Here is an 18,100-nt window from a genome sequence, read left to right as displayed (position 1 = left end):
GCCTGCCTGGGGGCGGCTCAGTCCGCGCTCTCGACCAGAGCCTTGAGCCGGCCGAGCGCTGCGTCCCACTGCTGGGAGATGCGATCCAGGCACCGGCGCGCCTCGTCGAGTCGTTGAGGCTCGAGCTCCCAGATGCTCTCGCGACCCTGGCGCTCGCTGCGCACCAGCCCGGCCTCGGCCAGCACATGCAGGTGCTTGGTGATGGCCTGACGGGTGACATCCGCCCCGTCGCTGAGCCGCGCGATGGACATGGGGCCATCCGCGCACAGGCGGGCCACCAGCCGCAGCCGCGTCTCGTCCCCGAGCGCCGCGAAGATGGGCGCGGAGGCTCTCAGCTCGGGTGTGCTCACTCCCACATTACGCGGCATGGCCGAGATAGCGCCCGATGGCTTCCATCTGGATGGCCCAGCCCTGCTCGTTGCCTCGGTAGGCCTCCGTGCGGTGGGAGAGAGGAATCTGATCGAAGCCGGATTCGGTGACCGTGAGCTGCGTGCCGCCGGGTACCTCCTCGAGCTCGAAGACAACCAGGGTGGTGGGTTGAGCGGAAGGAGGCTCGTCTGGTTTGACCGTCAGCGGTCCTCGCCAGGAGAAGAGCCGCTCGGGCTCCATCCGCTCGACGGTGATCTCGAACGGCACGTGCTCGTAGCCTGGGTGGGTGACCTTGCCCTTCAGGCGAGCCCCAGGCGCGAACTCGCCGGAGAGCCTGACGCCAAACCAATTGCCAAACTCCTCGGCATTCGTGAGCGCCCGCCAGACGCGGGAGCGCGGCGCGCGGAGCAACGTCTTCTTCTCGATGCGATCGGTGTTCGTAGTGCCCATATGCAACCCCCTGGTTGCATATTAGGGATGGTGAGTCCGAAGCGCAACCAAAGGGTTGCCTTTCGATTCAGGGAGCGCTCTGGGTGAGGCGCGCCGCCAGCTCGCGCAGCTCCTGGCTGTTGAAGGGCTTGCGCAACTCTCTTGGCCGTGTGCCCTCCTCGAACTCCCGGAGGATCTCTTCCCAGGAATAGTCGGAGTAGGCCGAGCAGAGCACCACGGGCAACGTGGGCACCACCCTTCTCAGGTGCCGCAGCGTCTCGACGCCGCTCCAGCCAGGGGGCATCCGGTAGTCCAGGAAGATCAGTGAGTAGGGGCTCCTCGAGGCCAGTGCCGTCTCCACCTTGGCGAGCCCCTCCTGCCCTTGAAGCGCCGAGTCCACCTCGAACTCCGGCGCGACGCTCCCTTGAGCAGGTGCTGTGCCGAAGAGCATGTCCGCCATCTCGTCGATCTCACCGCCGCTCACGCTCTTCTCCGGGCAGAGGATTCGCCGGAAGTCCTCGTGGATGGCCTCGGAGTCGTCGATGATCAGGATTCGCTTCTTGCTGGGGTTCATGCGCTCTTCACCCTCTGCGTGGAATCACGGGGAAGCTCCAGCGTGAACGTGGCTCCCTGCCCCGGACCATCGCTCTGGCCCGTCAGGGTGCCGCCCAACTGCTGGGCCGCCAGCGCGCTGGAGTGCAGGCCAAAGCCGTGCCCTTCCTTCCGGGTGGTGAAGCCATACTGGAAGATGCGTGTGAGCATCTCCTGAGGAATGCCCGCGCCGTTGTCGCGGACCGTGATGCTGACGCGGTCGGGTTCCTGCTGATCCAGCCCCACGAACAGACGTCGCTGCGCCACGGGGACGCCATCCATGGCGTACTTGGCGTTGCTGATGAGGTTGACCAGGATCATCAGCACCTTGTGCTTGTCGGTGACCACTGGCGGGAGTGTGGAGATCTGCCGCTCCAGCTTCACCTCGTGCCGGGCGAGCGCGGCCGCATTGATGCGCAGCGCGTCCTCCACCAGCGCCTCCATGGAAACGGCCTCGTCCAGCCGGGGAGGGCGGGCATGGGTCTGCTGCACCTTGACGATGTCGCCAATATGCTCGGTGTACCGGCCCACGTCGTCGAGCAACAGGCGCAGTTCTTCACGGTCCTCGAGCAGGCTCCGCCCCAGCTTGCCCAGGAAGGTGGGCACCATCCGCCCGCGCTCCTCCTGGGTGAGGAAGGTGGCCAGGTCACCCTGGCGCTCCTGGAGCAGGGTGGCCACGCGGGTGACGTGGTCGAGCCGCATCCGGTCCAGCCGCTCCTTGGCGAGCTGGGCCGCGGTGTAGACGCTGTTGAGCACGTTGCCCACGTTGTGCAGCACGTTGGTGGCGATCTCCGCCATGCCCGCCTGTCGCGCCGTCTGCACCAACTGCTCGTGGACCTGTTTTAGCTCCCGGCTGCGCTCGTCGACGCGATGCTCGAGGTGCTCGTTGGTCGTGCGCAGATCCTCTTCGCGCTCCTGGACCTTGTCGGACATCGCCTGGAAGGCCCCCGCGAGCTGGCCCAACTCGTCACGGCGCAAGGTGTTCAGCCGGACCTGATAGTCCCCGGCCGCCACGCGGTGGGTGGCCTGGGTGAAGTCCTGGAGCGGGCGGGAGATCTCCTGGCGGAGCACCCAGTACATGATGGCCAGCTCCAGCAGCAGCGAGGCCAGGCCGAAGAGCAGGACATAGCGCGCCGTGCCGAAGGCAGCCGAGGACACCACGCTCTGGGGCAGCACGGTGACGAAAGTCCAATCGGGTCCCCGGAGCTTCGCCACGGCCAGGTACTCGTCGGACCCGGGGAGCTCCAGGACGGACTGCCCCGGCTTGCGCCGCTTCAGCTGCTCGAAGAGCGCGCGCAGGTGGGTCTTCTGCTCCTCGGAGGCGAGCCGTGCGGGGGCTCCCTCCTCCGGTGACCCGGTGTTGCCCAGGATGTTGTAGGCCACCGAGGCATTCTCGACGTTCAGGTCGGGGTGGGCGATGAGCTGCCCGTCGTCGCGGACGAGCAGGTTGTAGGCGCTGGGCAGGTGGTCGTGGATGGAGCGCTTCATCAGCTCATCGAGCAGGACGTCGTGGTGCAGCGTCGCGACCTGGCTGCCGTCCATGTCCAACGGGGTGGAGGCGGTGACCATCCAGCTCTGGGTCGTCAGCTCCCGATAGACTCCGGTCCAGGCGGTGCGTCGCTCGGGGTTCTGAGCGGGCAGGGCGATGGTGTAGTACTCGCCGTCGAGGATCGGGTAGTCCGGCGGGGCCTCGAAGGCCCACTGGGGGTGCTGGGGCCACCAGAAGACGGTCGCCCCTTCTGCCAGGACGATGTAGGTGTTCAAGAATCGGCCTTCGAAGGCAGGCCCGTACTGAGCGGCCACGTCATACGCCGCCAGGAGGTGGCGGCGCAGCGAGAGGCTGTCCGGCACACCGTGGGGGATGAAGACCCCCACCATCTGGGTTCCATCGAAGGATTCCCGGCGAGGACGCACCGCGCCATCCGGTCCTCGCACGAACAAGCTGTCGAAGCGGGGGTTGGGATCCTGCTGACTCCAGGTCTGGAGGCTCCGCTCCAGGGCCTTCTTGAGCTGGACGTGGTCGTCCTGGGCCAGCAGGAAGATGGTCTCCTCTCGCTGACTGCGCTCCGACACATGGGTCTCCAGCTTCTGGAGTGCTTCGTCGCGCAACGTCCCGAGGATGTGGAGGTAGCTGACGAAGGTGGCCAGCGCGATGACGATCGCGACGCGCACGCCCATCTTGAGGAGCGTCGCGCGGGCCAGGGAGGCGGAGGGAGGGGGGAGCGGAGACGACATGGCGGTCAGGGAACAGTGCAGCCAACTGGACCCGAGTAATACCACCCTAGAGGAGATTCCTTCCCGAGCCTGCCTCGGGCACGGGCAGTCCCGTACTCGAGGCGCTCCGCGTCATGGCAGGAAGGCTTTCAAGAGGACGTGAGCCCCCCGAGCCTGGCAGGTCTGTTCCTCCCTGGAAGGAGCCAAGCATCCACCGCGGCCTCGAGAAGGGCGAGCTCCGACGCGTCGAGGGAGACCTCGAGACTCGCCAGCATGTCCGCGAGCTGGTTGCGCGTGCGAGCACCCAGGGAGCCCGCGTCTACAGGCAGGGCTCGGTTCTCTTGAGCAGGGCCGAGTTCAGGCAGGGCTCAGTTGGTCAGGCACTCGTACTCTGCGTCCCCGTCCCAGTCTTCGTTGGCGGAGAAGCACCCGCGCTGCATCCACACGTTATTCGGCTTCGAGGAGATGGGCACCTGCCGGATGCTCGTCGCGTTCGGGTAGAACTTCTGGCAGTAGGCCACGCCGCCGATGTTGCACCCGGACGTGCAGTCCGAGTCCCACGCCCAGCTCCCGCTCGCATTCGTGTGGATGTTCACCTTCCCGCAGTAGAGCGAGATGCGGCCCACCACCTGCGGCGGGCCCACGCACTCGAACTCGTCCGACCCGTCGTACTCATCAATGATCCCGGAGCACCCGCGGTTGGCCCAGACATTGTTCGCCTTCGAGGAGACGGCCACCTGCCGGATTCCGATCGAGGCCGGCCACAACTTCTGGCAGTACTCCAAGCCCCCGATGTTGCAGCCAGACACACAGTCCCCATCCGACGACCAGCTTCCGTTCGCGTCCGTGTGGATGTTGACCTTGCCGCACCAGCGAGAGAAGCGTCCCAGCACGGGACCCGAAGTGGTGCTGGGGCAATCCGACGGGCAGGTCGTGCTCGTCTCGCCACCGTTGCAGGCACCATCACCGCACCAGGTGCTCGGCGGGCAGGTGCCGCAGTCAGAACTACACGACGAGCAGGTCTCATTGTTGCTGCAGAGGCCGTCCCCGCAGGGGCTCGGTTCGCCATCACATGGTGGGCAGTAATAGCCACCCGTCGCGGCATCCTGGACAGGCGTGCGTGATGTGCTCGTGACGTGGCCCTTCTTCACCGCCTCTACGGGGCAGAGATTGCAGGACGGCTCGTGGGTCACGGGGTCTACCTGGGCCGACCTACCCGGGGGTTTCGCCTCCGCCACTTCACCGCACGCGGCCAGCACCCCGAGGGAAAGCCCCATCAGTACGACGACCAGACGATTCTTCATGAGCAGCTCCTGTTGAAGGTGGGGCAAGGAAACGAGTCGGCCGTCATTTCGATTTATTCGAAGCACTCGGGGTTCTTGAGCATGGCGTCGTAGTCCGCCCGGCTGCGCCACTGGGCATAGTTGGCGATGTGACGGCGGTCTGCGCTCACATGCAGATTGGCGGAGATGAAGCCGGGCATGTGACGCATGGTGTCCTCGGTTGCCTGGGACAGGACTTTCAGCAGCGCGTCCGCCCGCTCCAATTCGACCGTGGCGGAAGTCGATACGCCGTGGTCTCCGCCGTTGTCGAAGGGTAGGGTCTGCCGGCATGAACGCTCGTGCCGCCCTCTTCGCCTTCGTCGTCGCGTGCCTGTCCGCCACCGCCGTGCAGGCAAAGCCCTACCGCGCCATGGTGACACGCACCGCCGAGACCACCCGCAGCGGCAACCTGGAACTGGGCCTGCGCTACCAGGGCTTCTTCTCCCTGGACTTCGATAAGTCCCAGCCCTACCAGCAGATCTCGCCCAGCGCCCGCTTCGGCATCGTCGACTCCCTGGAGGCCAACATCTACCTCGAAGTCCTCGCACTGGGCCTGCCGGGAGACGAGGAGTTCAAGCTGGCCTTCGGCGACATTCCCATCGGGCTGCAGTGGACCTTCCTGGAGAAGCCCACCTTCGCGCTGGCCGCCTATGTGCGCGGCACCCTTCCCACCGGGCCGAGTGATCTCGACACCGTCCTGCCGACCTTGTCGGACGGCACTTGGGACGTGGAGGGCAGCCTCATTGCTGAACTGCGCCCGAGCAAGGATCTGCGCTTCATGCTCAACGCCAGCTACCTCCGCAACGGCACGCGCAGCCGCGGCGAGCTGGCCGACTTCGACGTGCCCGACGCGGTGCAGTTCGGGCTGGCGGGGGCCTACAACCTCGACAACTTCACGCTGGTGGGGCTCGAGGTGGTGGGCCGCTACTTCCTCGAGGATGCCATCACCCCGGCGTGGCAGGACAACGCTGTCCAGGCAGAGATCATCCCGGTGATTCGCTACGAGGCCTTCCCGGGCCTGGTGCTGGAGGCCGTGGCCGGTGTGTCGGTGACGCCGGGCCTGTGGGACATCTACCAGTTCCGTGCCCTGCTCGGAGGCACCTACGAGTTTGATCTCGGCGAGGGCCCCACACTCCCCAAGAGCGAGGACGATCTCCGCAAGCCCAAGCGCCCGGCGAAGAAGCAACCCTCCAAGCCCCGCCGCTGAGTGCCCACGCTCGCTCCTCAGCTCGCCTGTTCCAGTTCCCGCAGCCGCCGCACGTCCTGCCCCGGCGGCGTGCCGAACAGGCGGCGGTACTCGCGGCCGAACTGCGAGGGGCTCTCGTAGCCCACCCGGAAGCCCGCCGTGGCCACGTCCACGTCCGCGCTGAGCAGCAAGCGGCGAGCCTCCTGGAGCCGCAGCTGCTTCTGATACTGAAGCGGGCTCATGGCCGTGACGGCCTTGAAGTGGTGATGCAGCGAGGAGGGACTCATGTGCACCTCGCGCGCGACATCCTCGATGCGCAGCGGCTCCGCGAAGTGGCTCTTGAGCCAGCCAATGGCTCGGGCAATACGCTGCGCTTGGCTGTTCACCGTGGCAATCTGCGCCAACCTCCAGCCGTGCTCTCCCTTGAGCAGTCGGTAGAGGATCTCTCGGATGGCCAGCGGGGCCAGCGTGGGGATGTCCTCGGGTGTCTCCAACAGCCGCACCAGTCGGAGCACCACATCCAGCAACACCGAGGACGTCTCGCCGAGGAACAGGCCTCGAGAGGGGCCCTGCTGCTTTGGTGGAGGAAGGCCCGCCTTGAGGATCAGATCGGCGAGCACGACGGGATCCAGGTCGAGCTGGAAGCAGAGATACGGCGCCTTGGGCGTCGCTCGCGTCACCTGGCCCGTGATGGGCAGGTCCACGGACACCACCAGGTGGTGCGAGGCGTCATAGGGGTAGACCTCCTCGCCCAGCATCACCTGCTTGCTCCCCTGCGCGATGACGCACAGCGCGGGTTGGTAGAGGACGCGCAGCGGTTCGCCGGGCCGCGCGGCGCGGAGGAAGGACACGCGCTCGATGGCCGTCGGGTGCACGCCATCCCCAGGGGTGAAGCGCTGGATCCATGCGGCCAGCTCCGCCAGTCGTGTGGGGTCCATGGAGGATCAAGCTACTCTCTCTACGGACATGGCGCACGGTCTGAGGAGGCCTTGCAGGAATAGGCTAGAACGCGCCAGGAATGGTCTACCGGCCACCCCCGCCAGGTTCCTAGTTTTGGCCCAGTCCCGAGGCGCACTCGCCCCGGGCTCCTGACACCAGAACTTCGAGGGAACAGCCATGTCCAGAATCAAGGGAAAGGTCGTACTCATCACCGGAGCCAGCAGCGGGATTGGCGAGGCCACGGCCCGCGTGCTCGCCAGGGAAGGCGCTCACGTGGTCCTCGGCGCCAGGCGCACCGACAGGCTCGAGGCACTCACGAAGGCCCTTACCACCGAGGGTGGCTCCGCCCGCTACCGCGCGCTGGATGTGACGCGGCGCGAGGACATGGAGGCGTTCGTGGACTTCGCGCTCGGGGCCTTCGGCCGCGTGGACGTGATCATCAACAATGCGGGCGTCATGCCGCTGTCCAAGCTGGAGGCCCTGAAGGTGGACGAGTGGAACCGGATGATCGACGTGAACATCCGGGGCGTGCTGCATGGCATCGCCGCGGGACTGCCTCTGATGAAGAAGCAGGGGAGCGGCCAGTTCATCAACCTCTCGTCCATTGGCGGCCACAGTGTCTCGCCCACGGCAGCCGTGTACTGCGCGACCAAGTTCGCCGTCATGGCCATCTCCGAGGGGCTGCGCCAGGAGGTGGGGGGCGACATCCGGGTGACGGTCATCTCGCCGGGAGTCACCGAGTCGGAGCTCGCCGAGAGCATCAGCGATCCGCTCGCCCAGAAGGTCATGAAGGACTTCCGGCGGATCTCGATCCCCGCTGACGCAGTCGCCAGGACCATTGCCTTCGCCATCGAGCAACCCGATGACGTCGACGTCAGCGAAATCATCGTGCGGCCGACCGCAAGCCCCTACTGAAGCGCTCAGAGCTCGGCGAAGCCTGTCTTCACCAGGGCGAGGCCGAACCACCATTGCCCTTCCCCCGTGGCGATGTTCAGCGAGCCGGCCCGCATCCGCTGGTAGAAGTCTCCGAGTGAAGGGGTTGCGTCGAGAGTCTCAGCCCCCGTGGCGCCTGGGTGTCCGCTGCGGCGGGCCGTATGCAGGCAGGCCGTGCCACACATGACGGCCACCAGTCGGCGGTAGTAGGCAAAGCGGGCGGGGAACCGAGAGACCGGCGCTCCCTCGTAGGCCTCCAACATCTGTCGGCAGGTGGCCTCGTCCATGCGGAGGAAGACGGAGATCGCCGCGAGATCGTAGGCGGGATCATTCGGTCCAGCGGTCTCCCAGTCGAGCAGCAGGAGGTTCTCGCCGTCGTAGACGAGGTTGGTCGGATTGACGTCGTTGTGGCTCAGGACGGGAGCGCGCTCACGGGCGGGGACCTCCTCCGAGAGCGCGCGTTGTACCGCGTCGCGGACGAACGGCGGTACAGCGAAGGTCCCCTCGAGCCCTGCCCAGAGGGCGGTGAGCGTCTGCCGCGGGTCCTTTGGCTCCGCGTCCGGCGGCAGCGGGATCTCGTGCACGCGGCGAATCATCTGGCCCAGTTTCGAGAGCGCGGACTCTCGGGTGCGTGGATCTCCATAGAGCGCTGGGAACGAGCGGTCGACCACGAAGGCGCTCACGACCGCGCGCCGGGCCTCGTCACTGTGGACGACGCGAGGTGCCAGGCCTGCGTTCGACGCGAGCTGCTGGAGGTGGAGCTTGTGGCGCCACCCCTCGAGCGGTTCGTTGTCCGCCGAGAGCTTCAGCACGAACGTCTGTCCGGCGGCCTCGACCCGGTAGACGCCGGCACCGGACATTCCCGCGGCGATCCGGGTGATGGTGGTGCCAGGCTCCCGGAGATTCTCGGGCAAGCAGGCTTCAAGGTTCGTGAGCGATTCGCGAGTCATGCATCACCACCGAGAGGGACCGGAGGATCCGTCCGAAATCGTGTTCTATTCGAACACAGGCGGGGAGGGTGAGTCCCTGTACATGCTACCGTCGAGCACATGAAAGCGACGCGGCACGGTCAGGTGATCGCGGAGCGAACGTGCCGCGTGGTCCTACGAGAAGCCGCAGGAGTCGATGAAGCAGGTCGATCACTGGATTGGCTTCTGGGGGGATGTCTCCCTCACCGAATGACGGAGAGTGCCTCCGGTGTGCGCGATGAAGGGGTTCAGGCTTACGAGCATGTAGGGGCATGCCATCGTGGCCGGCTGAGGGTGTCGTCTCGAGCTTGACCCGCGATACTGGTTGGTTCATGGGAGGCCTCTTCACCTCTTCCCTAGAGGATGCCCCCGATGAGTGCCCGCCGCGAGACCGATGCCTTCAGCTTCCAGGTGATGGTCCTGCTGTGCGCGCTGTGGGGGCTGCAGCAGGTGGCCATCAAGCTGGCAGCTGGGGACATGGCTCCCGTGCTCCAGGCTTCGTTGCGCTCGGGCCTCGCGGCGCTGCTCGTGGGCCTGCTGATGGCGTGGCGGGGAGGCTGGGAGGGCTTGCGCCAGGGCACTCTTCCAGGAGGGCTGCTCGCGGGTGTCCTCTTCGCCGTCGAATTCCTGCTCGTGGCGTTGAGTCTTGGCTACACCAGCGCGGGTCACGTGGCGGTGTTCCTCTATACGTCGCCGGTCTTCTCCGCGCTGGGCTTGCACCTGATGCTGCCGGGCGAGCGACTGCGGCCTCTCCAGTGGCTGGGCATCGGGGTGTGCTTCGCGGGCATCGCGGTGGCGTTCATCGGCGGCACGTCCTCGGCGCACATGGATGCACGCACGTTGCTGGGAGATGCACTGGCCGTGGGGGCAGGGCTGGCCTGGGGCGCCACCACGGTGGCGGTGCGCACCTCGCGCCTCTCCGAGGCGCCGCCGGGCCTGACCCTCTTCTACCAACTGGCTGTCGCCTTCGTGATGTTGCTCGGCGTGGCGCTCGTTACGGGGCAGGCGGGGCGGACGACCCTGACGCCCATCGTGGTGGGCAGCGTGCTGTTCCAGGGAGTCGTGGTGTCCTTCGCCAGCTACCTCGCATGGTTCTGGTTGCTCCGCCGCTACCTTGCGTCGAACCTGGCCGTCTTCTCCTTCATGACGCCGCTGTTCGGCGTCACGCTGGGGGTGCTCATCCTCGACGAGCCCCTGACCCTGAACTTCGTCCTGGGTGCGGTGCTGGTGCTCGTAGGCATCGGGCTGGTCAGCGGAGAAGCAGGGCTGCGCCGCCTGCTCCAGCACCGGACGAGGGCGTGAAGCCTCGGTAGGTCACGGCGGTAGGCAACTGGCCGACCTCTTGACATGGCCTTGACGTCGATGTGTCTGAGATATATCTCAGTAACATCTTGATGGGCTTCACCGGACTTCAGGAGACGGACCATGCGCGGCAGGCACGGAAGAAGGCGGGACGGCGAAGCCGAGCACTGGCACGGCGAGCGGGATGAGCACAGAGGGCCGCATGGACATGGCGGGCGCCACCGGATGTTCGAGGGTGGCGAGCTGCGCCTCGTCCTGCTCCACCTCATCGCCCAGGAGCCGCGCCACGGCTATGACCTGATCCGCGCCATCGAAGGGCTCAGCCGCGGCGTGTATGCCCCCAGTCCCGGGATCATCTATCCGACGCTCACCCTGCTGAGGGACATGGGTCTGGTCGGCGAGCCGGATACCGACAACCAGCGCAAGCTCTTCTCCATCACCCCGCAGGGCCGGGCGCTGCTCAAGGAGAACGCGAAAGCGGTGGAGGCCCTGCTCCAGCGGCTCGGAGCCGCCGGGGAGGTGCGCGAGCGGACCGACGCGGCCCCGATACGGCGGGCCATGCACAACCTGAAGAGCGTGCTCTTCGACACGCTGTCGGCCGATGCCGACAAGCAGACCATTCTCAACGTGGCGGCCCTGATCGACGAGGCCGCTCAGAAGATCGAGAGGCTTCGTTCATGAATCGCCAGGACACTCAGGACAGACAGGGAATGGGTACGAGGCAGGTGCCGGAGGGCGATGCCAGCAAGCCGGGCGCGCCTCACCAGCTCGTTCGCGTGCGCCACGAACTGCGGCGGCGCAAGCTGCTCGTCACCAGCGTGGAGTCGCTGACCCCGCGCATGCGGCGAATCCGTTTCACGTCGCCCGATCTCGCGGATTTCAACAGCCCCTCGCCCGACGACCACATCAAGCTGTTCTTCTCGCAGCAGGACGGTGCGGCGGCGCAGCCGGTGATGCGAGACTTCACGCCTCGTGCCTTCGACAACGCCGGGAAGAGCCTGACCATCGACTTCGCCATCCATGGCTCAGGCCCTGCGACGGAATGGGCCGCGGGGGCGCAGGTCGGCCAGCTGCTTGAGATCGGCGGGCCGCGAGGCTCGACCCTCGTACCTGACGATTTCGACTGGTACCTCCTGATCGGCGACGAGAGCGCGCTGCCCGCCATCGGCCGCCGGGTCGAGGCGCTGCGCTCGGGTGTACCGGTGACGACCGTGGTGGCCGTGGCGAACGAGGACGAGAAGCAGACTTTCACGACTCGGGCCTCGTGGCGGCCGACATGGGTCGTGCGCGGAGAGCCGGGTGAACAGGACGCCGAGTTGCTGCGCCGCGCGCTCGTCGGATTCACGCCCCCCGCGGGAGACGGCTTCGTCTGGATCGCGGGGGAGGGGTCCATTGTTCGCGAGGTGCGGACCTATTTCGTCGAGGAGCGCCAGCATCCGAGCGACTGGATCAAGGCGGCGGCTTACTGGCACCGAGGTACAGATGACGGGCACGGCGGCCCTGGCACTCCTGCGTGAAGCACTGGGCCGGAAGGATGGGGCCTTGTTCGCTCGAACGGGGCTCTGGACAGGACTTGTTGGACGGACATCGGAGGATCCGAGCTTGGGTGGGCGGGCGTGTTCGTGCCGGCTCAGGCCAGCATACTGATCTTCAGTGAAAGGATTGCGCTTCACGCAGCCTGTCGCGTCGCGAGGCGGACAATGCCGTCCAGTGGGCTCGGCCCGAGCAGCGCGGGCTCGTGGCACGGAAGCTCGGAAGCGTGGCCTATGCCGTCTGCGCCACGCTCTCAATGCCCAGACCGCATGCAGATTGGGATGCCCGGTCCATTCTCGACAAACCAGCACCCCATGCCTTCTGGGCAATTGTCGTCCACGACACAAGGAAGTTCGCAGGTCCTTCCCAGCGTCCATAACGGACCGTTGCCCGTCGCCATGCATTCATGTTGGCGCGGGCAGTGCCCGTCCATCCAGCAGGGTGAGCCGATTTCTTTTCGAGAGGCTAGCGACCGGCCTGACATCGCCCCCACGACCACCAAGGCGAGCAGAGCGAGTATCGCGCATGCCACCCACGTCCTTCTCCGTTTCCACATCGGCCCTATTCCCCCCAACACTCATCCGTGAAGTCTTCCCACTCTTTTACCCATCAACCGCCGCAGGTTCGATTCCCGCCCGGGTGACCACCGGAGACGGGGATTGAACTGGTCAACGGCTTCGCGATCATCGAGGTGCGGCCGAGCGCCTGACACTCGCACGATAAACAGGGGCGGAGGAGTTTGGGGTTGGGAAGGGTTGGATCAATAAAATGGTCCTGTTCCCGGCGGGTGGTTCGTACGCCCACCCGCCGGAGATTCTCCCAGGCCGCCCGGTGTTGTGGCTCAGGAGTCGTAGCCGTGGTGGCCCTTCAGCAGGAGCACCTTGCCGCTGCCCGGGTAGAACAGCACCGCGTAGTCGTTGAAGTCGTGGCAGTTGTGGCACGGCGCCTCGTCGGTGAGCACCCACGCCTGGATGACTCCACCACCCGCGTACGCGTCAATCGCGGACAGCAGCGCGGCGCCACGAGAGCCACTGAAGAACTGCGTCTGCGCGAGGCCCGCGCGGTCGGTGAACGTGCCGTACTCCGCGAGCGGCAGATCCTGCGTCGTGTCGTTGAAGTGCGCCAGCACCGACTGGATGGTGACGGGCGAGGCGGGGCACTGCGGCGTGGTGTACGCGTCAACGGTGTTCAGCTCGCGCCACGACAGGGGCGAGGAACCGACGTTCCACGCCGCGCGAGCCGGCTCCAGAGACGACGCGTCGATGACAGTGAGCGCCAGGGGCTGAGGCGGAATCACGTCGCAGGCGGTGGCGTACATGCAGCGCGACACCTGGCGGTAGGTGCCACACGCGGCGAAGTCATTCGTGCCCGCGGGCTGCGAGTGGATGCAGTTGTAGACGCTGGCCTGGCACGGCTCGGACGGCCACACGTCGTACGGATCGCCCGCGGTGACCGCCAGCTCCGTCACGCGCGCCACCAGCCGTGCCGTCTTCTGCGCCGTGGTGCCGTCGGCCAGCGAGGCGGTGAAAGTGAGCGGAGTGGTGTGCGGATCGATGGCCTGGTACACGGCCGGGTACTGCCAGTCGAGCCGGAAGGTGTCCGCGTCCACGGGTGCCACCACCGGCACACCGTCCGGCGCAGTGACGGAGAGCGACGAGGCGGCCACGTCCACCTTGCCCCGGTAGGCGAGCACGTCGGTGCCGTTGCGCACGTAGACGGGATTCACGGCCTCGTCGATGAAGAGGGCGTTGGAGCCGCGGAAGTCGAAGAAGCGGGGGGCGGCGACGATGCGCGCGTAGTACCGCTCTGGCGAGCCCGTGAAGGTATCGATGGAGATGAACAGCGGCAGGCCGGAGAGCACGGTGTTCAGCTCGTGGCCCTCGCGCAGCACCACCTCGAAGCGGCGCTCGCTGATGATGCTCGTCTCGCCGAAGATGTCGTCGGGGACGAAGCTGAACACACTCTCCAGGTACCGGTTCGCCGTTCCGTGGAGGACGAGGACGCGCTCGCCGTTGCGCGTCTCGAAGGTACCCAGCGTCTCGATGCTGAGCTCGTTGTTGCCCACCGCTGCGTACAGCCGGTCGACGGTTGCGGCGGCGGTGACGGTGCCCGTCTCCTCGACGGGCTCGGACGTCTGGATGTCGTTACAGGCCGTGGCCCCGAGGGCGAGCAGACAGGACAGGGCAAGGCGCAATGGCTTCATGAGGTGTCTCCAGGTGAAAGGCCGCCGAGACTCTCACACTTGCCTGACAGGCCCTCATGGCCTCTGTATCAATCTCGTGACGTCGCGCGGACCTGCCCCAGTGAGGCTGGCACCCGAAGGCTCAGCAAGCACCACGCCAGATCGGCCAGCTCAGGTGCGGGGCACGAGCCGGATCGGCACCCGACGGGGGAAGCGGGTGTTGAAGATCACCTTGGGTTGCACAGGCTGGGTGTCAGCCCACTCGATCCGGTAACGCTGGAGGAGGCGCGCGACAAAGAGTTGCATCGACATGAGTGCGAACCGAGCACCGATGCACACGCGCGGCCCTCCTCCGAAAGGAATCCAGGCATAGGGGTGGCGGGCGCTCCCCTCGGTACCCTGCTGGGTGAAACGCTCGGGATCGAATTCGCCGGGCCGCTCCCAGAAAGCTTCGTGGTGGTGGGTTGCGAAGGGACTTACCCACACCGTTGTGCCCCGCCGCACCACGTGGCCGCCGAGCGTGACGTCATCCGCCGCCTTCCTCGGGAAGAGGAGCCAGACGGGCGGATGGAGTCGCAGGTTCTCCTGCAAGGCGGCCTCCAGGTAGCGGAACTCCGGCAGGTCCGCCGCCTGGGGCTCACGGCTCCCGATCACCCGGTCGATCTCCTCGACGAGCCGCTGCGCGATGTCGGGCCGTTGCGGCAGGAGAGCAAGGAACCAGGAGAGCGAGATCGCGGACGTCTCCTTGCCCGCGATGAAGAGACCGCTCAGCTCGAAGCGGATACTCGTGTCATCGAGCCCACCACCGTGCGCGTCCTGCATCTCGATCATCGCGGTCAGCAGATCTCTCGGCCGCGCTTCGGGCGGAGACGCGCGGCGCTCTTGGATGATGCGCATCGAGACATCCTCGAACGCCCGGGCCGCGCGCCGGGCCAGGCGCTGCTTTCCGAATTCAATGGGAGCGAAGGTCACTGCCTTCATCGTGAGATCGACGGCCTCCCCCGCGCGCGCGGTGTCGCGAGCATCGAGGTGGCTTCCCAACAGCGAGCGGATGAGAACGCTCAGGGTGAGCGCGTGCATCTCCGGAAGCGCGTCGAACGGTCGGCCATCGCGGACGAACCGCGACGCGATCGACTCGAGCTGCCGGTCGATGGCTTCGAGCATGATAGGCACCAGGTCCGCGAGCCGCTGGCGGCGGAAGCCCGGCTGCATCATGCCGCGCCGCTCGGTCCAGGCAGGGCCAGTGCGCCCGATGAGCCCGTCCCCGGTGATGGGCGCGAGCACGTCGTGCATGCGCGGCGGAAACTCAGAGCGTGAGACGCCTTTGCTCTCAATGAGGGCCAGACGCACATCATCCGGGTGCGTCGCCATGACGCCGCCGTTGCCGCCCGGCAGATCGAAAGAGAACACGTCGCCGAGGTGTTTCCGCGTGGTGCGCACCCACTCTGGGCCAAACTTCAGCGCGACGCCGAGCAGCGGGAGACCCGAGGCCTTCGGAAGGGCGGATGCGTTCATGAAGAGGAAGATATCGCCAGTGCGCAACGCCCGTGGGGCTGCCGCCACTCCATCGGCCCGGGCACCACATATACTGCGTCGCCGCTATGCTCGCTCCCTCTGCGCTCCTGTTGCTGGTCGTCTCCGCTGCCACCCCCGTTGAACGCCCGCTCCTGCTCACCGCCGCGCGGATGTTCGACAGCCGCAGCGGCACCCTCGTCACCCCGGGACGCGTGCTGGTGCGCGGCGAGCGCATCGAGGCGGTGGGACCCAAGACGGCGGCGCCTCCCGACGCCCAGGTGGTGGACCTCGGGGACGCGACGCTGCTGCCCGGCCTCATCGACGCGCATGTGCACTTGCGGCTCGAGCTCACGGACAACTACCAGGACTACGATATGGAGGCGCTCCAGAAGACGATTCCGGAGCTGGCGCTGGAGGCGGCCGAGCGCGCCCGGCGGACACTGCGCGCCGGCTTCACCACCGTGCGCGACGTGGGCAACGAGCGCGAGTACTTCATCAACGTCGGCTTGCGCCGGGCCATCCAGAGCGGTGTTGCCGAGGGCCCGCGCATCGTTGCCTCCGGTCCCCAGCTGGGTGCCACGGGTGGTCACTGCGACATCATGGGCTTCCGGGACGGTGTCCTGGTGCAGGACAAGGGCGAGGGCGTGGCGGATGGCCCGGATGCGCTGCGCGAGCGCGTGCGCTGGGTGGTGAAGAACGGAGCGGATGTCATCAAGGTGTGCGCCACCGGGGGCGTGCTGTCCGTGGGCGATGACGTGGACACCTCGCAGCTGACCCAGGCTGAACTCGACGCGGTGGTCGACGAGGCCCATTCGCTGCGCCGGAAGGTGGCGGTGCACGCCCACGGTGCCGTCGGGGCCAAGCGATCCATCCGGGCCGGCGCGGACTCCATCGAGCACGGCACCTTCCTGGATGACGAGGCACTCACGCTGATGAAGCAGAAGGGCGTGGTGCTGGTGCCCACGGTGTACCTGGAGCTCGTCCAGCAGGAGCAGCTCCAGCGCGGGGCCAAATTCCCGCCGAAGGTGCTGCAGAAGATGAAACAGGCGGGCCAGGCCGGGCGCGACATGTTCCGGCGCGCGCTCCAGCGAGGCGTGAAGATCGGCTTCGGCACGGATGCGGGCGTCTTCAAGCACGGCCGCAACGCGGAGCAACTGGCCTTCTTCGTGGAACTCGGCATGTCTCCGGCGGATGCCCTGCGCACGGCCACCACCGTGGACGCGGAGCTGCTGGGCCTGGGCTCGGAGGTGGGTTCGCTCGAGGTGGGCCGCCGTGCGGATGTGATTGCCGTACCGGGGGATCCACTGCGGGACATCACCGCCGTGCAGCGCGTGTTCTTCGTGATGAAGGACGGGCGCATCTACCGCCAGGACAAGGAATAGTGCCGTGAAGGCCCAAGGTGGCCTCGCCTTCCCCTCTGGTAGACTGAGCGCCGGCGAAATCCCTCGGCCTCTCTTCTCCAGGGCTCACCCGATGCCACCGCTATTCCGCTCGGTTCACCACGTCGCGCTCATCTGCTCTGACTATGCGCGCTCCAAGGCCTTCTACAGTGAGGTCCTGGGGTTTCCGATCATCCGCGAGGTGAATCGCGTGGAGCGGGGCTCCTTCAAGCTGGACCTGCAGGTCGCTCCAGGGCTTCAGCTCGAGTTGTTCTCCTTCCCCAATCCGCCGCCGCGTCCCACCCGGCCCGAGGCGTGCGGTCTGCGCCATCTGGCCTTCGTGGTGGACGACATAGAGCGGGCCGTCGCGGAGCTGCGGGCGAAAGGCGTCGAGACGGAGGAGGTTCGCGTGGATGCGCACACTGGCCGGCGTTTCACCTTCTTCATGGACCCGGATGGTCTCCCGCTGGAGATGTACGAGGGCGGGGGGCAGAGCGCGTCCTGAGGCTCTGCCCCGTTCCGCGAGCCCTACTGTGTTGAAGCACGGCCCCCACTCCAGGCCGGACACTCTTTCCCATTTGGAGAGGCACCCTTCGCGCCCTGGCCGTAGATGGTGCCGCGCGCCGCTCGCATTGTTCCTCAGGCGTGATGGACACGCTCGAACACGGGAGACGCATATGAAGACTGTCAATCGGGTCCTGGCCACCCTGGCCAGCCTCGCCGTTCTTGCCGGCGCACCGGCTCGTGCCGCCGACGAGCTGCCCCAGCCGAAGAAGCTCACGGTTGACCGGGGGTTGTCGCGCGAGCAGGCGCAGTCGCTGCTGCAGGCTGCTCGGCGCTACTACGCCTTCTGGAATACGGGGGAGGAAGCGTACGCCAAGGCGGCGCTCGCGGAGGACTTCGTGGACCTGAACCTCCCCGAGGGTCGTCCACAAGGGCCTACGGGGCCGCTTGTCGCCTCGCGCACCTTCCGCAAGGCGGTGCCGGATCTCAAGGTCTCGGTCGAGGAGGCTTGGGTGGCGGGCGACCAGGTCGTGGGCCGTCTCCACTTCACGGGCCACTTCTCCGGTCAGTTCGGTGAACTCCATGGAGATGGACGCGTCATCCAGTTCGATGCCGTGGACATCTACACGGTGAAGAACGGGCGTATCGCCACGAACTGGCACCTCGAGGACAACCTCACGCTCCTCAAGCAGCTCGGTGTCGTGAAGCCCTGAGCGCGGGTGTCCTGGACGGAC

At 66.7% G+C, this 18,100-nt stretch carries 18 protein-coding genes; 8 read left to right on the top strand and 10 right to left on the bottom strand.

The features are described 5' to 3' along the window. Positions 1 to 17: 17 nt before the first annotated feature. The 6 genes from KY501_RS48325 to KY501_RS54135 all read right to left on the bottom strand — a co-directional run bounded on the left by KY501_RS48325 (position 18) and on the right by KY501_RS54135 (position 5,305). Complete coding sequence (locus KY501_RS48325) at positions 18 to 368, bottom strand: ArsR/SmtB family transcription factor (RefSeq protein ID WP_224372134.1); 351 nt, start codon at positions 366 to 368, stop codon at positions 18 to 20. Continuing rightward, a complete protein-coding gene (locus KY501_RS48320) occupies positions 358 to 819 on the bottom strand; it encodes an SRPBCC family protein (protein ID WP_224372132.1) in 462 nt (153 codons plus the stop codon). Before KY501_RS48320 ends, KY501_RS48325 begins: the two co-directional genes overlap by 11 nt. A 67-nt stretch (positions 820 to 886) precedes the next feature. Beyond that, a complete protein-coding gene (locus KY501_RS48315; protein ID WP_224372130.1) occupies positions 887 to 1,372 on the bottom strand; it encodes a response regulator in 486 nt (161 codons plus the stop codon). Beyond that, entirely contained in the window at positions 1,369 to 3,624 is a 2,256-nt protein-coding gene (locus KY501_RS48310; RefSeq protein WP_224372128.1) for an ATP-binding protein, read from the bottom strand. Before KY501_RS48310 ends, KY501_RS48315 begins: the two co-directional genes overlap by 4 nt. Before the next feature lie 347 nt (positions 3,625 to 3,971). Continuing rightward, positions 3,972 to 4,907 (bottom strand): solute carrier organic anion transporter, encoded by a 936-nt coding sequence (locus KY501_RS48305; RefSeq protein ID WP_224372126.1) that lies wholly within the window; start codon positions 4,905 to 4,907, stop codon positions 3,972 to 3,974. A gap of 53 nt (positions 4,908 to 4,960) precedes the next feature. Further along, entirely contained in the window at positions 4,961 to 5,305 is a 345-nt protein-coding gene (locus KY501_RS54135) for an antibiotic biosynthesis monooxygenase family protein (protein WP_224372124.1), read from the bottom strand. Here KY501_RS54135 and KY501_RS48295 point away from each other — a divergent pair. Continuing rightward, positions 5,215 to 6,132 (top strand): transporter, encoded by a 918-nt coding sequence (locus tag KY501_RS48295; RefSeq protein WP_224372122.1) that lies wholly within the window; start codon positions 5,215 to 5,217, stop codon positions 6,130 to 6,132. The two genes, KY501_RS54135 and KY501_RS48295, sit on opposite strands and share 91 nt — an antisense overlap. Before the next feature lie 17 nt (positions 6,133 to 6,149). On the opposite strand, the gene KY501_RS48290 is transcribed toward KY501_RS48295, so the two are convergent. Further along, a complete protein-coding gene (locus tag KY501_RS48290; RefSeq protein WP_224372120.1) occupies positions 6,150 to 7,049 on the bottom strand; it encodes an AraC family transcriptional regulator in 900 nt (299 codons plus the stop codon). A gap of 178 nt (positions 7,050 to 7,227) precedes the next feature. Between KY501_RS48290 and KY501_RS48285 the strand changes: the two genes are divergently transcribed. Next, a complete protein-coding gene (locus tag KY501_RS48285; protein ID WP_224372118.1) occupies positions 7,228 to 7,965 on the top strand; it encodes an SDR family oxidoreductase in 738 nt (245 codons plus the stop codon). 5 nt (positions 7,966 to 7,970) lie between these two features. On the opposite strand, the gene KY501_RS48280 is transcribed toward KY501_RS48285, so the two are convergent. Beyond that, entirely contained in the window at positions 7,971 to 8,933 is a 963-nt protein-coding gene (locus KY501_RS48280) for a phosphotransferase (protein WP_224372116.1), read from the bottom strand. Between the two features lie 390 nt (positions 8,934 to 9,323). Here KY501_RS48280 and KY501_RS48275 point away from each other — a divergent pair, with 390 nt between their 5' ends. The 3 genes from KY501_RS48275 (at position 9,324) to KY501_RS48265 (ending at position 11,770) form a co-directional block, all read left to right on the top strand. Next, a complete protein-coding gene (locus KY501_RS48275; RefSeq protein WP_224372114.1) occupies positions 9,324 to 10,253 on the top strand; it encodes a DMT family transporter in 930 nt (309 codons plus the stop codon). A 123-nt stretch (positions 10,254 to 10,376) separates the two neighbouring features. Continuing rightward, on the top strand, positions 10,377 to 10,934 hold the full coding sequence (locus tag KY501_RS48270) for a PadR family transcriptional regulator (RefSeq protein WP_224372112.1): 558 nt from the start codon (positions 10,377 to 10,379) through the stop codon (positions 10,932 to 10,934). A gap of 29 nt (positions 10,935 to 10,963) precedes the next feature. Continuing rightward, positions 10,964 to 11,770, top strand: a complete 807-nt coding sequence (locus KY501_RS48265; RefSeq protein WP_224372110.1) for a siderophore-interacting protein — start codon at positions 10,964 to 10,966, stop codon at positions 11,768 to 11,770. A gap of 857 nt (positions 11,771 to 12,627) precedes the next feature. Here KY501_RS48265 and KY501_RS48260 read toward each other — a convergent pair. Both KY501_RS48260 and KY501_RS48255 read right to left on the bottom strand, forming a co-directional pair. Further along, positions 12,628 to 13,989, bottom strand: a complete 1,362-nt coding sequence (locus KY501_RS48260; protein WP_224372108.1) for a hypothetical protein — start codon at positions 13,987 to 13,989, stop codon at positions 12,628 to 12,630. A gap of 150 nt (positions 13,990 to 14,139) precedes the next feature. After that, the gene (locus KY501_RS48255) at positions 14,140 to 15,483 is read right to left on the bottom strand and encodes a cytochrome P450 (protein ID WP_224372106.1); all 1,344 of its coding nucleotides are present in this window, start codon (positions 15,481 to 15,483) and stop codon (positions 14,140 to 14,142) included. An 86-nt stretch (positions 15,484 to 15,569) separates the two neighbouring features. On the opposite strand from KY501_RS48255, the gene KY501_RS48250 reads away from it, so the two are divergent. The 3 genes from KY501_RS48250 to KY501_RS48240 all read left to right on the top strand — a co-directional run bounded on the left by KY501_RS48250 (position 15,570) and on the right by KY501_RS48240 (position 18,079). Then, entirely contained in the window at positions 15,570 to 16,865 is a 1,296-nt protein-coding gene (locus KY501_RS48250) for a metal-dependent hydrolase family protein (protein ID WP_224372104.1), read from the top strand. 91 nt (positions 16,866 to 16,956) lie between these two features. Beyond that, positions 16,957 to 17,367 (top strand): SMU1112c/YaeR family gloxylase I-like metalloprotein, encoded by a 411-nt coding sequence (gene gloA2, locus KY501_RS48245; RefSeq protein WP_224372102.1) that lies wholly within the window; start codon positions 16,957 to 16,959, stop codon positions 17,365 to 17,367. Positions 17,368 to 17,539: 172 nt separating this feature from the next. Beyond that, a complete protein-coding gene (locus tag KY501_RS48240; protein ID WP_224372100.1) occupies positions 17,540 to 18,079 on the top strand; it encodes an ester cyclase in 540 nt (179 codons plus the stop codon). The last annotated feature ends 21 nt before the right edge of the window (positions 18,080 to 18,100 follow it).

It is taken from the genome of Hyalangium versicolor (assembly GCF_020103695.1).
GTDB classification, from domain to species: domain Bacteria; phylum Myxococcota; class Myxococcia; order Myxococcales; family Myxococcaceae; genus Hyalangium; species Hyalangium versicolor.
Note: the sequence above shows the minus strand (reverse complement) of the source record. Positions and strands in the feature narration are given on the sequence as shown.

Excerpts from the sequence above, each read along its gene's own strand:
- KY501_RS48290 (WP_224372120.1), bottom strand. The coding sequence starts at position 7,049 with ATGGACCCCACACGACTGGCGGAGCTGGCCGCATGGATCCAGCGCTTC.
- KY501_RS48280 (WP_224372116.1), bottom strand. The coding sequence starts at position 8,933 with ATGACTCGCGAATCGCTCACGAACCTTGAAGCCTGCTTGCCCGAGAAT.
- KY501_RS48305 (WP_224372126.1), bottom strand. The coding sequence starts at position 4,907 with ATGAAGAATCGTCTGGTCGTCGTACTGATGGGGCTTTCCCTCGGGGTG.
- KY501_RS48295 (WP_224372122.1), top strand. The coding sequence starts at position 5,215 with ATGAACGCTCGTGCCGCCCTCTTCGCCTTCGTCGTCGCGTGCCTGTCC.
- KY501_RS48285 (WP_224372118.1), top strand. The coding sequence starts at position 7,228 with ATGTCCAGAATCAAGGGAAAGGTCGTACTCATCACCGGAGCCAGCAGC.
- KY501_RS48265 (WP_224372110.1), top strand. The coding sequence starts at position 10,964 with ATGGGTACGAGGCAGGTGCCGGAGGGCGATGCCAGCAAGCCGGGCGCG.
- KY501_RS48320 (WP_224372132.1), bottom strand. The coding sequence starts at position 819 with ATGGGCACTACGAACACCGATCGCATCGAGAAGAAGACGTTGCTCCGC.
- KY501_RS48255 (WP_224372106.1), bottom strand. The coding sequence starts at position 15,483 with ATGAACGCATCCGCCCTTCCGAAGGCCTCGGGTCTCCCGCTGCTCGGC.
- KY501_RS48310 (WP_224372128.1), bottom strand. The coding sequence starts at position 3,624 with ATGTCGTCTCCGCTCCCCCCTCCCTCCGCCTCCCTGGCCCGCGCGACG.
- KY501_RS48325 (WP_224372134.1), bottom strand. The coding sequence starts at position 368 with ATGCCGCGTAATGTGGGAGTGAGCACACCCGAGCTGAGAGCCTCCGCG.
- KY501_RS48250 (WP_224372104.1), top strand. The coding sequence starts at position 15,570 with ATGCTCGCTCCCTCTGCGCTCCTGTTGCTGGTCGTCTCCGCTGCCACC.
- KY501_RS48260 (WP_224372108.1), bottom strand. The coding sequence starts at position 13,989 with ATGAAGCCATTGCGCCTTGCCCTGTCCTGTCTGCTCGCCCTCGGGGCC.
- gloA2 (WP_224372102.1), top strand. The coding sequence starts at position 16,957 with ATGCCACCGCTATTCCGCTCGGTTCACCACGTCGCGCTCATCTGCTCT.
- KY501_RS48240 (WP_224372100.1), top strand. The coding sequence starts at position 17,540 with ATGAAGACTGTCAATCGGGTCCTGGCCACCCTGGCCAGCCTCGCCGTT.
- KY501_RS48270 (WP_224372112.1), top strand. The coding sequence starts at position 10,377 with ATGCGCGGCAGGCACGGAAGAAGGCGGGACGGCGAAGCCGAGCACTGG.
- KY501_RS48315 (WP_224372130.1), bottom strand. The coding sequence starts at position 1,372 with ATGAACCCCAGCAAGAAGCGAATCCTGATCATCGACGACTCCGAGGCC.
- KY501_RS48275 (WP_224372114.1), top strand. The coding sequence starts at position 9,324 with ATGAGTGCCCGCCGCGAGACCGATGCCTTCAGCTTCCAGGTGATGGTC.